Here is a 14,140-nt window from a genome sequence, read left to right as displayed (position 1 = left end):
GGAGGCGGCCGGCATCGTGAGTAATGCAGAAGCCACGACTTCATCAGACCATACCGGAACGGGTAGGGCTGAAGCTGCGCCTGCCTACAATCCGGAAGCCGCCAGGCTCCGGGCATTACTGGAACCCTCGGTCCAGGCCAACCGCCTGTACCTCGAGGATGTGGCCATCAACGTAGCCGGTTCGCACCGCGTAGTCCACGTAGTAGTGGACCTTCCGCAGGAGGAAACGGGCGGCGTCAACCTTGATGTGATCTCGGACATCTCCAAGGTACTGTCCGACGTCCTGGACAACGATCCCGGCGACGACGGCCGCCCCTACGACCTGGAGGTCTCGTCGCCGGGGGTCGGTCGTCCGCTGACCGAACCGAGGCACTGGCACCGGGCCCGTGGCCGCATGGTCAAGGTCAGTGTCATCCAGGGTGAGAACGTCACCGGCAGGATCCGGTCGGTGGATGATTCCGGCGTGACTATCGTCCCGGAAATTGCAGTAAAAAAGGGAATGAAGCCCAAGCAGGGCGAGCCCGTGAAACTTCCTTTCGACAGGATCCGTAACGGAAAAGTCGAGATCGAATTCAGCCACCTCGAAGAAGCTGGTCTGGAACCTGAGCACAATGGACCTTCTGAGGAGGCCTGATGGATATTGACATGAGCGCACTGAGGCTTCTGGAGCGTGAGCGCGAAATCCCGCTGGACCTCCTGATCCCCACCATCGAGCAGGCGCTCCTGGTGGCATACCACAAGTCGCCCGGCGCCTTCGAGAAGGCCCGCGCGGAACTGGACCGCAAGAGCGGCCACGTGACCATCTGGGCTGTCGAAATCGACGACGACGGCGCCCCCATCGGCGAGTTCGAGGACACGCCGGCCGGCTTCGGCCGCATCGCCGCAAGCACCGCCCGCCAGATCATCCTGCAGCGCCTGCGTGATGTTGAGGACGATAACGTCCTGGGTGAGTTCAAGGGCCGCGAAGGTGAACTCGTGGCTGGCCTGATCCAGCAGGGCAACAATCCCCACATGATCCAGGTAAACCTGGGAACCGTGGAGGCCCTGCTGCCGCCGCCCGAACAGGTGCCGGGGGAGAAGTACGTCCACGGCAACCGGCTCCGCGCGTTTGTCATCGACGTCCACCGGGGCACCAAGGGTCCGTCCATCACGCTGTCCCGCTCGCACCCCGGCCTGGTCCGGAAGCTCTTCGAGCTGGAAGTCCCCGAGATCGCGGACCATTCCGTGGAGATTGTGGCACTGGCACGGGAAGCTGGCCACCGCACCAAGATCGCCGTGAAGGCCAACACTCCCGGCATCAATGCCAAGGGTGCGTGCATCGGCGAAATGGGTTCTCGGGTCCGGGCTGTCATGACAGAGCTCAACGACGAAAAGATCGACATCGTTGACTTCAGCGAGGATCCTGCAACGTTCATCGCCAGTGCCCTGTCGCCGTCCCGTGTGAATTCCGTCACGATCATCGATGAAGCTACACGGTCCGCCCGCGTCGTTGTTCCCGACTACCAGCTCTCGCTGGCGATCGGCAAAGAGGGGCAGAACGCCCGCCTCGCAGCGAAGCTGACCGGCTGGCGTATCGATATCGTCTCCGACGCCGCGGCGCCCCGCGAAAACTGACGGAGAACCCGCGAGGGAACTGACGCCGCCCCGGTGCGCTGGCGGTGTCGGTCCGGCGCGGTGTTTCGGGCAGAAAAGGCCCTGAGGGGCTAGACTGTATAGGGACCGCGCCTTACGGCCGGCATTCGTGCGCCCTGAGCGTGCCTGTACCCGCTGACATGGGGGACGGGACAGCCTGGGCCGGCAGATATGAACGTCAGGAAGATGCTCACCGTGGCAGAAGTGCTTCACAGCGAGAATCAACCGCAGCGTACCTGCATCGGATGCCGGACAAAAGGCCCGCGGTCTGAGTTACTCCGGCTCGTCGCCGAAGGCAGCGGTTCCACCGCTGTCCTGGTGGATGAACGACGCCGGATGGCTGGCCGGGGTGCATGGCTGCACCCCAGCGAATCGTGCCTGGCTCTGGCGGTCAAGCGGCGAGCGTTCGGACGTGCCCTCAACGGCGCAACCGGGACCGCCGACGTCGAACGCCGGATCAAGCCAGGTACGAACGCTGCGGGCGCCACGGCGGCTGCAGCACCAACCGTCCAACCTGAAAGCGGGTCAGAAATCTGATGGAAACCCGATGAGTTCCCAGCGATGAGTGCGCAACGATGACAACTTTGTTGCGCTTTGCAATGGGCCCTTCAGCTGCAACCGCGGCGAGGGCCCGCAGTAAGAAGTAGACGGTTCGTGCCTGGCTCGGTGCGGACCGAGACAGGAGAAATGTGGCCAAGGTCCGCGTACATGAGCTTGCAAAAGAGCTCGGTATTACTTCCAAAGATGCAGTGACTAAACTGCAGGAACTGGGCGAATTCGTTCGCTCCGCCTCTTCCACCATTGAGGCCCCCGTGGTGCGGAAACTCCGCAACGCCTATCCCGACGCAGCCGCGAAGTCCGCAGCACCGGCAGCCGCGCCCAAGGCGCCTGCCCCGTCGGCAGATTCACGTCCCGCAGCACCTGCCCCAACGGCAGAATCACGTCCCGCAGCACCCAACGCTCCGGCTCCCCAGGCAGAGGCACCCGCTGCGCCTGCAGCAGCGCCTGCTGCGCCGGCCCGGGCCGCCGCAGCACCGGCTGCACCCGCCGCAAGTGCTCCGTCCGCCGGTGCTCCGTCAACCGGAGCCAAGCCCGGCGCGCGGCCTGCACCCAAGGCTGAAACCCCCGCTGCTTCGGCCCGCCCCGGCGGATCAACACAGGGTGGATCGGCTCCGCGTCCCGGCGGTCCCCGTCCGGGCAACAACCCCTTCGCCACATCCCAGGGCATGCCCCGTGGCCGTGGCGGCGACGGAGAACGTGCTCCGCGTCCGGGTAACAACCCGTTCGCTCCTTCGCAAGGTATGCCCCGCGCGGGTGGAAGCCGTCCCGACGGCGACCGTCCGGGTGGTCCGCGTCCCGCAGCCGGTGCGGGCGGCCCCCGTCCGGGTGGTCCGCGTCCCGCAGCGGGTGCCGGTGGCGCCCGTCCGGGTGGTCCGCGTCCAGCAGCAGGTGCCGGTGGCCCGCGTCCCGCGGGAGCCGGTGGAAACCGTCCTACTCCGGGCATGATGCCCAACCGCACTGAGCGTCCCGCACCGGCTGGTGCCGGCGGACGTCCCGGTGGCGGTGGCCGTGGGCCGGGCCGTCCAGGCGGCGGCGCACCGGGTACCGGTGGTGCTCCGGGTGCCGGTGGCGGAGCTCCCGCAGGCGGAGGATTCGGCAAGGGTGGCCGCGGTCGCGGTGGTACCCAGGGTGCCTTCGGCAAGGGCGGCGCAGGCCGTGGCAAGCAGCGCAAGTCGAAGCGTGCCAAGCGTCAGGAACTCGAGCAGATGAGTGCTCCGTCGTTGGGTGGCGTGAGCGTACCCCGCGGCGACGGCAACACCGTAGTACGGCTTCGCCGTGGCTCGTCCATCACGGACTTCGCTGACAAGATCGAGGCAAACCCCGCCGCGCTGGTCACCGTGCTGTTCCACCTTGGTGAAATGGCAACGGCCACCCAGTCGCTGGATGAGGAAACCTTCGCCCTGCTTGGTGAAGAACTCGGCTACAAGCTCCAGGTTGTGTCCCCGGAGGACGAGGAGCGCGAGCTGCTCTCCACCTTCGACATCGATTTCGAAGCCGAGCTCGAGGCCGAAGGCGACGAAGACCTCGAAGCCCGTCCTCCGGTTGTCACCGTCATGGGCCACGTGGACCACGGTAAGACCCGACTGCTTGATGCCATCCGCAAGTCCGATGTTATGGCGGGCGAGCACGGCGGCATCACGCAGCACATCGGTGCTTACCAGGTCACGCACAAGCACGAAGGCGACGACCGCAAGATCACCTTCATCGACACCCCGGGCCACGAGGCGTTCACCGCCATGCGTGCCCGTGGCGCGAAGGTCACCGACATCGCCATCCTGGTGGTCGCAGCGGATGACGGCGTGATGCCGCAGACCGTTGAGGCCCTCAACCACGCGCAGGCAGCCAATGTGCCGATCGTGGTAGCCGTGAACAAGATCGATAAGGAAGGCGCCAACCCGGAGAAGGTCCGCGGCCAGCTGACCGAGTACGGACTGGTTCCCGAAGAGTACGGTGGCGACACCATGTTCGTTGAGGTCTCTGCCCGCCAGAACCTCAACATCGACGAGCTGCTCGAGGCCGTCCTGCTCACCGCAGACGCAGCCCTGGACATGCGCGCCAACCCGAACAAGGACGCCCGCGGTATCGCGATCGAAGCCAACCTTGACAAGGGCCGCGGTTCCGTGGCCACCGTCCTGGTCCAGTCCGGTAGCCTCCGCGTCGGTGACACGATCGTGGCCGGTACGGCCCACGGCCGCGTCCGTGCAATGTTCGACGACGACGGAAGCGCGCTGACCGAGGCCGGCCCGTCCCGCCCCGTGCAGGTACTGGGTCTGTCCAACGTGCCGCGCGCCGGCGACACCTTCTTTGTGACCGCCGACGAGCGCACCGCCCGTCAGATCGCCGAGAAGCGTGAAGCAGCCGACCGCAACGCCGCCCTGGCCAAGCGCCGCAAGCGCATCAGCCTGGAAGACTTCGACCAGGCCGTGGCCGATGGCAAGATCGACACCCTCAACCTCATCCTCAAGGGTGACGTGTCCGGTGCCGTGGAAGCCCTCGAAGACGCACTGCTCAAGATCGACGTCGGCGAAGGCGTGCAGCTGCGCGTCATCCACCGCGGCGTGGGTGCCATCACGCAGAACGACGTCAACCTGGCAACAGTGGACAGTGCCGTCATCATCGGCTTCAACGTCAAGCCTGCCGAGCGGGTTGCCGAACTGGCAGACCGCGAAGGCGTGGACATGCGCTTCTACTCCGTCATCTACGCAGCAATTGATGACATTGAGTTGGCCCTCAAGGGCATGCTCAAGCCGGAGTACGAAGAGGTCCAGCTTGGCACCGCCGAGGTCCGCGAAGTCTTCCGTTCTTCCAAGTTCGGAAACATCGCCGGCTCCATCGTCCGCTCCGGTGTTATCCGACGCAATACGAAGGCACGCATCAGCCGCGACGGCAATATCATCGGTGACAACCTCACCGTTGAGACGCTCAAGCGCTTCAAGGACGACGCCACTGAGGTCCGCACGGACTTCGAGTGTGGTATCGGTCTTGGCTCGTTCAACGACATCAACGAAGGCGACATCATTGAGACCTTCGAGATGCGCGAGAAGCCGCGCGTCTAGTCGTTTGAGCCCTACAGGGTCGGGGTCGTTGGATTTTTCCGGCGGCCCCGCCCCCCGCACTTCGCGATTGAGGGGGCCCCGCCCCTACGACGGACGGCCAGCGATCTACGATCGTTGGCCGTCCGTCTCCGGCAGGCCCGATGCCACTCCCGGGCCCCCTCAATCGCTGCGCGCGTCAGCTGGCCATGTCACCTGCGCGCCCCGAACTTATCTATTTCTATCCAGGAGGATGTCATGGCTGATCCCGCACGGGCTGCCAAGTTGGCGCAGCGGATCAAGGTTGTTGTTGCGGAGGCTCTGGGCCGGAAGGTCAAGGACCCCCGGCTGGAGGGCATTACTGTCACCGATGCCCGCGTGACCAACGATCTGCAGCATGCCACGATCTACTACACCGTCTTCGGCGACCAGTTGGTGCAGTCCGAAGCTGCCAAGGGCCTGGAGAAGGCCAAGGGCGTGCTCCGCCAGGAAGTGGGACGCAACGTTACCGTCCGCCTGACGCCGACCCTTGAATTCGTGGCGGACCAGATCCCGGTCAACGCGTCGAACCTTGAGGAACTCCTCCGGGCGGCGAAGAAGCGCGACGCCGAGGTGGCGGCGTTGGCCGAGAACGCCAAGCATGCCGGCGATGCCGATCCGTACAAGAGCGACATCCCCGCGGACGTCGAGATTGACGAGGATGACTTCGACGAAGAGGACCTTGACCTCAGCGACGACGACGAACTCGAAGAAGACAGCAACAAATAGCCGTCAGACATGAGGGAAGGCCCGGACCGCAATGCGGTCCGGGCTTTCCTGCGTCTGCCAGGATTACTTCCCGACAGGGTCTACCTGATATCGACCTCGATGACCCGGCCTGCCGGCGGAGCCGTCGGATCGCCGAGGGCCTCGACGGTGGCGTACAGAGTCTCGCCGCTGATCTCAACATCAGCCGGGGTATTCTCTGCCAGGAACTGCGACTGCCTGCCGGTCCCGGCATCGATTTTTATGATCTCCCCGCCGAACATGGATGCCACGTAAACGTCACCGTTGTCGGCGACGGCAAGGCCCGTGGGGCTAAGGATGTCCTCTGCCCACAGGCGCGTGGTTCCGGTCCACGGATTGACCCTAAAGATCGCTCCGCGGGCACCCAGGGAAGGATCTTCCGGACCACCCGGCAGGGACGACACGTAGAGCCAGCCGTCAGGCCCGATCTCTACGTCGGTTGGAACTGGTTCGAAGGCGTATTCAAAGCCCACGCAGCCCGGGATCCCGAGGGCAGCCGCGGCGTCGGCGGTAATGGTTGCCGGTCGGGGCGGCAGTACCGCCAAAGTGGAGACCGCTCCCGTGGCCACGTTGACCTCGGTGATGGAGTTTGCTCCGGCATCGGCCACGTACACGGTGTTTCCTGACACTGCCGTTGCATAGGGGTGCGAGTCGATGGCGCCCATGTACTGGGCGGGCGGCGCATTCTCAATAGCCGAAGCTTGCGCGAGGCATTCCGCACTGGCGTCCGGTCCGAAGCCGTAGTGCTGGAATCCGTCCGGGTTGGTGCTGCGCTCAAGGGTCGCCAGCTCCGCAACCGTCCTGACCTCACCACGGGCGTTGATGGACTTCAGGTAGCCCTCCAGTGCGGCTGGATCCCCTCCGCCGGCACCAAGGCTCTCCACGAAGAACGCCGTCTCTCCGCTCGTTTCCACACCGCCAACGCTCCAGCCCGGATTTGTATAGAGGTCCGTCAAAGGTTCTTGGCCGTGGCCATCGTCGTCGTCCTTAACGCGGCTGAGGGTGCCGGCGAAGGTCTGGGTGACCAGGACTGTCTCGTCGGCGCCGAGGGCCAGGCGCAGCGGGGAGACAAGCCCTTCGGCTAAAGTTTCCGGCGTGGATGGACTATCGGCGGCCGCTGCGGGGCTGGCCGGAAGAAGCATGGCCGCGACGGCCAGGCAGGCAAGCAGGGTGGTCTTTCTGTACATTGCATACTCCGGAGTTGAAGTGCACCCCGATGGCGGGGCCTGGCAATGAGACCAAAGTGAATGCGGACCTGAACTACCCCCATGGCTAGGCTAGTCCTGTAGCCGGACGAAGTGGCGGGCTTTTCCCCCCTAATGTGCCCCCTAATCCTCGCTCCGTGGCTAGGATCTAGCTATGACCCAGGCGAGCGATCAACATGACGCAACGCGGTACCTTGAACGCGCCGTGAAGCTGGCTGTCCGGAACGTAGCCGACGGCGGCGGACCTTTCGGCGCGCTGGTGGTGACCGCGGACGGGCGTGTCCATGAAGGCATCAACCGCGTCACCAGGGACAACGATCCAACGGCCCATGCCGAGGTGGTTGCCATCCGGGCGGCAGCCGCCGCCACCGCAAATTTCGATCTTCACGGTGCCGTGCTCTACACCAGCTGTGAGCCCTGCCCGCTGTGCCTGGCGTCGGCGCTCTGGGCAAGGATCGACCGCGTATATTTTGCCGCCGACCGCCATGGTGCCGCCGCGGCAGGCTTTGACGATGCCGTGTTCTACGACTATTTCAACGGGACCCGGCCTGATCTGCTGCCGGTCGCGCAAACGGAGGTTCCGACGGCGGACCTTCCGTTCGAAGCGTGGCGGAGCAACGCGAAACGCACCAACTACTGACACACCAACTATTGGCCCTCGTCCCTTGGCGGACGCGCCGGCAGGCGGCCCAAGCCTTCGACGAGTTCCTCCTGGCTGCCGCAGAGCGCGATCCGCACCCAGCCTTCGCCGATGGAGCCGAAGGCGGTTCCCGGCGCCAGAGCCACTCCTGAGTCCGCTAGGAACCGGCCGGTCCAGCTACGGACATCGCCGCCGCTCACATGGGATACATCGGCCCAGAGATAAAAGGCACCTTGTGCGCTCAGGAATCGGATTCCCTTGGTTTTCAGGACCGCGGAGGCAGCGTCCCGGTTGGCACGGTAGTGGGCATGCGCATCCCGCACATAGTCCTGCGGCCCGGTCAGCGCCGCGAGCGCGGCGTACTGCGACGGCGAGGCAACGCAGGACACGATCGACTCCATCACGTTGTTCATCTTCTGCTCCAGCCCCGGCGGGCAGACCAGGGCGCCGATCCTGAGGCCGGTGAGGCCGTACGTCTTGGAGAGGGTCAGCGAGGTGAATACCCGGGCCTCGCCGGGAAGATCGCTGTCGAACCGGGCAGGGCTGACGTGGGGAACATCGTAGGTGAAGGACTCATAGCATTCGTCGGAAATGATCCAAAGGTCATGCCTGCGGGCGAGCTCCACAAGGTCCCGGGTAAGGTCCTCGCCGAGGACTGCGCCCAGCGGGTTGGACGGCGAGTTCAGCATGAGCACGCGGGTCCTGCCGGTGATGAGCGCTTCGATATCCTGGATTCGGGGCTGGAAATCCTGCGCGGGGTAGAGCGGATAGCCCACGGGGACAGCATTCAGGAGCCGGCTGGTCATGGCGAACGTGGGGTAGCCGGGATTGGGGATGAGGATTTCATCCCCGGGCGAGAGCAGCAGGCTCATGGCAAAGTGCAGGCCCTGCTGGGCGCCGTCCACCACGTAGATGCGGTCCGCGCCGATCACGCTCCCCTTATGCTCACGGAAGCTAGCCGCAAAAGCTTCCCGCAGCGCCGGAATGCCGGCGTTCGGAGTGTAGTTAGTCTCGTCCCGTTCCAGGCACGCAATTCCGGCTTCCAGGACATGCCTCGGGAGCGGGAACCCCGGCTCGCCGATGCTCAGCACAATCGCCTCCGGGGTGCGCCACGCTGCCTCGGTGATCTCGCGGATCTGGTTGACGGGGACGTCGCGGACGTGCGCGGAAAGCTGCGGCATGTCTGCCATCCTAGCCGTCGGAATTCTCGGAAGGCAGGGTGGGCCGGGGCGGGAACAGCCGCCGATATACTGGGAAGCGTGCTTTCTGGACTGGTGATAGTGGACAAACCGCAGGGATGGACCAGCCATGATGTGGTTGGTCGGATGCGGCGTCTCGCCGGTACCCGGAAAGTGGGGCATGCAGGGACCCTGGACCCCATGGCCACCGGAGTCCTGGTGGTCGGCATCAACAAGGCCACGCGCCTGCTCACCTACATCGTGGGCACCTCCAAAACCTATACGGCAACCATCCGGCTGGGCCAATCCACCATTACTGACGACGCCGAGGGCGACGTCATCACCACCGCCAGCGCTGCCGCCATCGGCGATGAAGCGATTCACGACGGCGTTGCGGCCCTCACAGGGCAGATCCAGCAGGTGCCCAGCAGCGTCAGTGCCATCAAGGTCAACGGCGAAAGGGCCTATGCGCGGGTCCGGTCGGGCGAGGATGTTAAACTCGCGGCGCGCCCGGTCACCATCCACCGGTTCGAAGTGCACGGCATCAGGCGGGAACCCGGCAGCGCGGTGGTGGATATCGACGTGACGGTGGAGTGTTCCTCCGGTACCTACATCCGCGCCCTCGCCCGGGACCTGGGCGATGCGCTGGGCGTCGGCGGGCACCTGACTGCCCTGCGCCGTACCCACGTCGGCCCCTATTCGCTGGACCAGGCACGGACGCTGGAGCAGCTGGCCGAGGAACTCAACGTCCTGGAAATGTCCCAGGCCGCCCGTGCGCTAATGCCCAACAGGGAACTTACCGCGGATGAAACCACGGAGATCTCTTTCGGCCGGCGGATTGCGGCCGGCGCAGCCGCCGGGAGTCCCCAGGCCGCAACGGCGGAGCATCCTGCAGCGGCTTTTGCTCCGGACGGGAGCCTGGTGGCCCTGCTGGCGGATGCCGGCAGCTTTGCCAAGCCCGTCCTGGTGTTCGCGCCCAGCAACGCCACAGGCCAGGAGGCCTAGGCGTGGACGCGTATTTCTACATCATCCTGGCCGTCGGCCTGATCTCCAGCGGCATCTGCCTGGTGGCCGGCATCCTGAAAAGGGCCCCGAACGACGTCACTATTCTCTCCGTGGCCGCCGTTGAACTGGCATTGCTGGTGTACCTGGTGGGCTCCATCGTGAGGGTGATCAGCGGCGAACCCATCGCAGGCGAAGCCTGGGAGTTCTGGGGCTACCTGGTCACAGCCATGCTCCTGCCGCCGGCGGCCGTCTACTGGTCCATCCTGGAACGGACCCGCTGGAGCAACTTTGTCCTGGCCGCCGTCGGGGTGACCGCCCTGGTGATGGCCGCCCGAATGAACCAGATCTGGTACTAAGTGGAAGAAGCCCGCAACGTGAAGTCCCGCCCTGTGAAAGCACCCAATTCCGAAGCGACGCCGGACAAGGCAAGCGCGTCCGCCAAGGACACCCGCAACACAGGGCCCGGCCGGCTCCTGATCGCCGTGTACGCAGTGTTTGCCATTTCGGCCACAGCGCGCGCCGGGTACCAGATCCTTACTAAGTTCTCCGAGGCTCCGCTGGCCTATCTGCTTTCGGCGTTTGCGGCCCTGGTGTACGTGATAGCTACCGTGTCGCTGGCCAAGCCCGGCCGTACCTGGTTCAAGGTATCCCTGGCCGCCGTGCTAGTTGAGCTGGTGGGCGTGCTGGTGGTGGGTGCCCTCAGCGTTTTTGATGCCGTCCAGTTCCCGCACGAGACCGTCTGGTCCCTCTTCGGCCGGGGCTACGCCTTTATCCCGCTGCTGCTGCCGATCCTGGGCCTGGTGTGGCTTTACCGGCGGCGGCCCGGCAAGCGCCCTGCCACCGCCGGGGGATAGGAAGTCGGCCACCGGGTTTGCGGGTAATCTTAGAGAGTTCCGGCGCCGGGTCAGGTTCCGGAACATGTCAGTTGCAGGCAGTAAAAGGCGAGGGTGATGGTCTACATCTGGAACGATCCGTCCGAGGTCCCGGCGGACTTCGGTCCATCAGTTGTCACTTTCGGCAACTTCGACGGCGTCCATCGTGGCCATCAGCAGGTGCTGTCCCAGCTCATCCGCTCCGCCCGCCGCAACGGGACTAAGGCGGTGGCAGTGACGTTTGATCCGCACCCTGCCCTGATCCACCGCCCGGAGTCCGCGCCCGAGCTGATCATGGGGCTGCAGGACAAGCTGGATGCACTGGGGGAGCTCGGCCTTGACGCCATCCTGGTCTTGAAATACTCGCTGAACCTCGCCAGCCTCACCGCCGAAGAGTTCGTAGGACAGATCCTGGTGGACAGCCTCCACGCCAGCCACGTGGTGATCGGCCACGATGCCCGGTTCGGCCGTGGCAATTCAGGCGACCTTGAAACCATGAAGCAGCTTGGCGAAAAGTTTGCTTTCGACGTCCAGGTCATCAGCGAGTTCGGCTCCGAGGGCTACCCCCTGCATGACGACGACGGCGAGAACCGCCGCTGCTCTTCCACCTGGGTGCGGGAGGCGCTGAAGGAGGGCGACGTCGCCACGGCCGCGGCCGTGCTGGGCCGCCCGCACCGGATGCGCGGGGAGGTGGTGCACGGCGCCGCCCGCGGCCGTGCGCTGGGGTTCCCCACGGCCAATCTCGCCAGCAACGCCAGCGGACTCATTCCGGCGGACGGAATCTACGCCGGCTGGCTCGTTGACCAGGCCGGCACCCGCTGGCCCGCCGCGATTTCTGTAGGTTCAAATCCCACATTCGACGGCGTCAGCCGGCAGGTCGAGGCCCATGTGATCGACCGCCCGCACGAAGACGTGGAGGACTTCGATCTCTACGGCCAAACAGTAGTTGTGGAATTCGTGGCGAGGCTCCGGGGCATGGTGGCGTACCGTGGGCCGGAGGCGCTTGTTGACCAGATGCGCCTGGACGTGGTCCAGGCGCATGATCTCCTGGTCCGGCGCTGACCGGGATTCCCGGAAACCATCAGGAAAGGCAAGCACCGTGTCCGTTGAGAAGAACACTCGAAAACTGGACAAGGGCATCGTCCGTGACTTCAGTTCCCGGATGAGCTACGCGTCCTACCTGCAGCTGCCCACCCTCCTCAGTGCCCAGCAGCCGGTCAGCCGGCCTGAGCACCACGACGAGCTGCTGTTCATCATCCAGCACCAGACCACTGAGCTGTGGCTCAAACTGGTGCTGCACGAACTTCGAAGCGCGGCGGCCTGGTTCCGCGCAGACGACCTCGGTTCGGCGCTCAAGGGCGTCGCCCGCGTTAAGCACATCCAAAAAACGCTCACGGAGCAGTGGTCCGTCCTCGCCACCCTGACGCCCACCGAATACTCGCAGTTCCGCGGCTTCCTGGGCAATGCGTCGGGCTTCCAGTCCAGCCAATACCGCGCGGTGGAGTTTGTCCTAGGGAACAAGAACCGCAGAATGCTTCCAGTCTTCGAATCGGACCCGGAAGCACATTCCATGCTGGAGGAGGTGCTCAATGCCCCCAGCATCTACGACGAATTCCTCGCTTACCTGGCCAGGCAGGGCTATGACGTGCCGACGTCCGTCCTGGAACGGGACGTCACCCGGGCCCACGAATTCTGCCCGGAACTGGTGCCGCTGTTCAAGCACATCTATGAAAATGCGGCGGACAACTGGGCCGCCTACGAAGCCTGCGAGGAACTTGTTGACCTCGAAGACAACTTCCAGCTATGGCGGTTCAGGCACCTGCGCACGGTGCAGCGCACCATCGGCATGAAATCGGGTACCGGAGGTTCCAGCGGCGCCGCATTCCTGCAGAAGGCCCTGGAACTGACGTTCTTTCCTGAACTCTTCGCGGTCCGGACGGAGATCGGCCAGTGACACAGGAACACCGGCCAACCATGCAAGATCCCGACGGCGTTGCGCTCCTCGAGCGGGCAGCACACCTCGATGCCCAAGACCCCCTGGCAAGCTACCGGGACCTCTTCGTCGGAACGGATGCTGAGTTGTCCTACCTCGACGGCAACTCCCTGGGACGTCCGCTCCGGCGCACCATCACCGACATCGGCAATTTCATCCAGGACAGCTGGGGCAGCCGACTCATCCGCGGCTGGGATGAAGAATGGCTGGACCTGCCGCAGACCATCGGCGACCAGTTGGGCAGGGCCGTGCTGGGCGCAGCCCCGGGGCAGACCATCATCGCCGATTCCACCACTGTGGTCCTCTACAAGCTCATCCGTGCGGCGCTGGCCGGCGTGGACGACCCCGCCCGGACGGAAATTGTCCTGGACACGGACAACTTCCCAACGGACCGCTATGTTGTGGAGGGCATCGCCAGCGAGCAAGGCCTCAAGCTGCGGTGGATCGAAGCCGATCCGGCGTCCGGCGTGACTACCGAACAGGTGAGGCAGACAACCGGACCGGGCACCGCCGTCGTACTTTTAAGCCAGGTGGCCTACCGTTCAGGGTTCCTGGCCGATCTTCCGGCCATCACGGAGGCCGCGCACAGCGCCGGAGCCCTGGTGGTGTGGGACCTTTGCCATTCCGCCGGGTCCGTGGAGCTGGACCTGGACGGCGCGAATGTGGATTTCGCCGCCGGCTGCACTTACAAGTACCTCAACGGCGGGCCGGGCTCGCCGGCGTTCGCCTACATCAACAGCCGCCACCTGCCCACACTCCGGCAGCCGGTCTGGGGCTGGATGGGACGCAAGGATGCCTTTGAGATGGCTCGGGGCTACGAGCCGGCGCCCGGCATCCGGGGGTTCCTGAGCGGCACCCCGGCCATCTTCGGGATGCTGGCCATGCGCGGTACCTTGGACCTCATCGAAGACGCCGGGATGGCAGCGATCCGGGAGAAGTCGCTGAAACTCACCGCTTACGCAGTGGAACTGTTCGAAGAATGGCTCGAACCGCACGGTGTGCACTTGGCATCGCCGCGTGATCCGGAGCGGCGGGGGAGCCACATCACCCTGGACCATCCGGCCTTCCGCGACGCGACAGCGGCGCTGTGGGAGCAGGACGTCATCCCGGATTTCCGCGCACCGCAGGGCCTCCGGATTGGACTGGCGCCGCTTACCACCAGCTATGGGGAAGTCTTCCGCGGGATGGCCGCCATCAGGGAACAACTGCGGCCATAGCTGGGGCATAACTGGGGCA

General features: G+C 65.0%; 14 protein-coding genes. 12 read left to right on the top strand and 2 right to left on the bottom strand.

Annotation, left to right across the window (positions count from 1 at the left end):
* The first annotated feature begins 16 nt into the window (after positions 1-16).
* The 5 genes from rimP (at position 17) to rbfA (ending at position 5,993) form a co-directional block, all read left to right on the top strand.
* On the top strand, positions 17-634 hold the full coding sequence (gene rimP / locus QFZ30_RS13210) for a ribosome maturation factor RimP (RefSeq protein ID WP_307076900.1): 618 nt from the start codon (positions 17-19) through the stop codon (positions 632-634).
* Positions 634-1,614 carry a transcription termination factor NusA gene (gene nusA / locus QFZ30_RS13205; RefSeq protein WP_307076898.1) on the top strand — a complete coding sequence of 327 codons (981 nt, stop codon included), beginning with the start codon at positions 634-636 and terminating at the stop codon, positions 1,612-1,614. The genes rimP and nusA overlap by 1 nt, the downstream gene beginning before the upstream one ends.
* Positions 1,615-1,803: 189 nt before the next feature.
* Complete coding sequence (locus QFZ30_RS13200; protein WP_307076896.1) at positions 1,804-2,169, top strand: YlxR family protein; 366 nt, start codon at positions 1,804-1,806, stop codon at positions 2,167-2,169.
* Between the two features lie 152 nt (positions 2,170-2,321).
* Positions 2,322-5,249, top strand: a complete 2,928-nt coding sequence (gene infB, locus QFZ30_RS13195; protein ID WP_307076894.1) for a translation initiation factor IF-2 — start codon at positions 2,322-2,324, stop codon at positions 5,247-5,249.
* A 234-nt stretch (positions 5,250-5,483) separates the two neighbouring features.
* Positions 5,484-5,993: a 30S ribosome-binding factor RbfA gene (rbfA, locus tag QFZ30_RS13190; protein ID WP_307076892.1), complete on the top strand. Its 510-nt coding sequence runs from the start codon at positions 5,484-5,486 to the stop codon at positions 5,991-5,993.
* Positions 5,994-6,073: 80 nt separating this feature from the next.
* Here the strand turns inward: rbfA and QFZ30_RS13185 are convergent, their stop codons facing one another.
* Positions 6,074-7,198 carry a ScyD/ScyE family protein gene (locus tag QFZ30_RS13185; RefSeq protein WP_307076890.1) on the bottom strand — a complete coding sequence of 375 codons (1,125 nt, stop codon included), beginning with the start codon at positions 7,196-7,198 and terminating at the stop codon, positions 6,074-6,076.
* 172 nt (positions 7,199-7,370) lie between these two features.
* Here QFZ30_RS13185 and QFZ30_RS13180 point away from each other — a divergent pair, with 172 nt between their 5' ends.
* The gene (locus QFZ30_RS13180) at positions 7,371-7,856 is read left to right on the top strand and encodes a nucleoside deaminase (RefSeq protein WP_307076888.1); all 486 of its coding nucleotides are present in this window, start codon (positions 7,371-7,373) and stop codon (positions 7,854-7,856) included.
* An 8-nt stretch (positions 7,857-7,864) separates the two neighbouring features.
* Here the strand turns inward: QFZ30_RS13180 and QFZ30_RS13175 are convergent, their stop codons facing one another.
* Positions 7,865-9,037 (bottom strand): pyridoxal phosphate-dependent aminotransferase, encoded by a 1,173-nt coding sequence (locus QFZ30_RS13175; protein WP_307076886.1) that lies wholly within the window; start codon positions 9,035-9,037, stop codon positions 7,865-7,867.
* A gap of 78 nt (positions 9,038-9,115) precedes the next feature.
* On the opposite strand from QFZ30_RS13175, the gene truB reads away from it, so the two are divergent.
* From truB to kynU, 6 genes are all read left to right on the top strand, one after another.
* Complete coding sequence (truB, locus tag QFZ30_RS13170) at positions 9,116-10,039, top strand: tRNA pseudouridine(55) synthase TruB (RefSeq protein WP_307076884.1); 924 nt, start codon at positions 9,116-9,118, stop codon at positions 10,037-10,039.
* Positions 10,040-10,041: 2 nt separating this feature from the next.
* Positions 10,042-10,395, top strand: coding sequence for a hypothetical protein (locus tag QFZ30_RS13165; RefSeq protein ID WP_307076882.1), 354 nt, complete (start codon positions 10,042-10,044; stop codon positions 10,393-10,395).
* A gap of 33 nt (positions 10,396-10,428) precedes the next feature.
* Positions 10,429-10,893, top strand: coding sequence for a hypothetical protein (locus QFZ30_RS13160; protein WP_307076880.1), 465 nt, complete (start codon positions 10,429-10,431; stop codon positions 10,891-10,893).
* A 96-nt stretch (positions 10,894-10,989) separates the two neighbouring features.
* Positions 10,990-11,973, top strand: a complete 984-nt coding sequence (locus tag QFZ30_RS13155) for a bifunctional riboflavin kinase/FAD synthetase (RefSeq protein ID WP_307076878.1) — start codon at positions 10,990-10,992, stop codon at positions 11,971-11,973.
* A gap of 37 nt (positions 11,974-12,010) precedes the next feature.
* The gene (kynA, locus tag QFZ30_RS13150; protein ID WP_307076876.1) at positions 12,011-12,865 is read left to right on the top strand and encodes a tryptophan 2,3-dioxygenase; all 855 of its coding nucleotides are present in this window, start codon (positions 12,011-12,013) and stop codon (positions 12,863-12,865) included.
* Positions 12,866-12,885: 20 nt separating this feature from the next.
* Positions 12,886-14,121, top strand: a complete 1,236-nt coding sequence (kynU, locus tag QFZ30_RS13145; protein ID WP_307076874.1) for a kynureninase — start codon at positions 12,886-12,888, stop codon at positions 14,119-14,121.
* The last annotated feature ends 19 nt before the right edge of the window (positions 14,122-14,140 follow it).

The organism is Arthrobacter pascens, from assembly GCF_030815585.1.
Classification (GTDB): domain Bacteria; phylum Actinomycetota; class Actinomycetes; order Actinomycetales; family Micrococcaceae; genus Arthrobacter; species Arthrobacter pascens_A.
This window is presented reverse-complemented; position numbering and strand designations above follow the sequence as displayed.

What these genes read in the sequence shown, in the direction of transcription:
- nusA (WP_307076898.1), top strand. Translation starts at nt 634, where the DNA reads ATGGATATTGACATGAGCGCACTGAGGCTTCTGGAGCGTGAGCGCGAA.
- QFZ30_RS13200 (WP_307076896.1), top strand. Translation starts at nt 1,804, where the DNA reads ATGAACGTCAGGAAGATGCTCACCGTGGCAGAAGTGCTTCACAGCGAG.
- rbfA (WP_307076892.1), top strand. Translation starts at nt 5,484, where the DNA reads ATGGCTGATCCCGCACGGGCTGCCAAGTTGGCGCAGCGGATCAAGGTT.
- QFZ30_RS13185 (WP_307076890.1), bottom strand. Translation starts at nt 7,198, where the DNA reads ATGTACAGAAAGACCACCCTGCTTGCCTGCCTGGCCGTCGCGGCCATG.
- QFZ30_RS13180 (WP_307076888.1), top strand. Translation starts at nt 7,371, where the DNA reads ATGACCCAGGCGAGCGATCAACATGACGCAACGCGGTACCTTGAACGC.
- QFZ30_RS13175 (WP_307076886.1), bottom strand. Translation starts at nt 9,037, where the DNA reads ATGCCGCAGCTTTCCGCGCACGTCCGCGACGTCCCCGTCAACCAGATC.
- QFZ30_RS13155 (WP_307076878.1), top strand. Translation starts at nt 10,990, where the DNA reads ATGGTCTACATCTGGAACGATCCGTCCGAGGTCCCGGCGGACTTCGGT.
- kynU (WP_307076874.1), top strand. Translation starts at nt 12,886, where the DNA reads ATGCAAGATCCCGACGGCGTTGCGCTCCTCGAGCGGGCAGCACACCTC.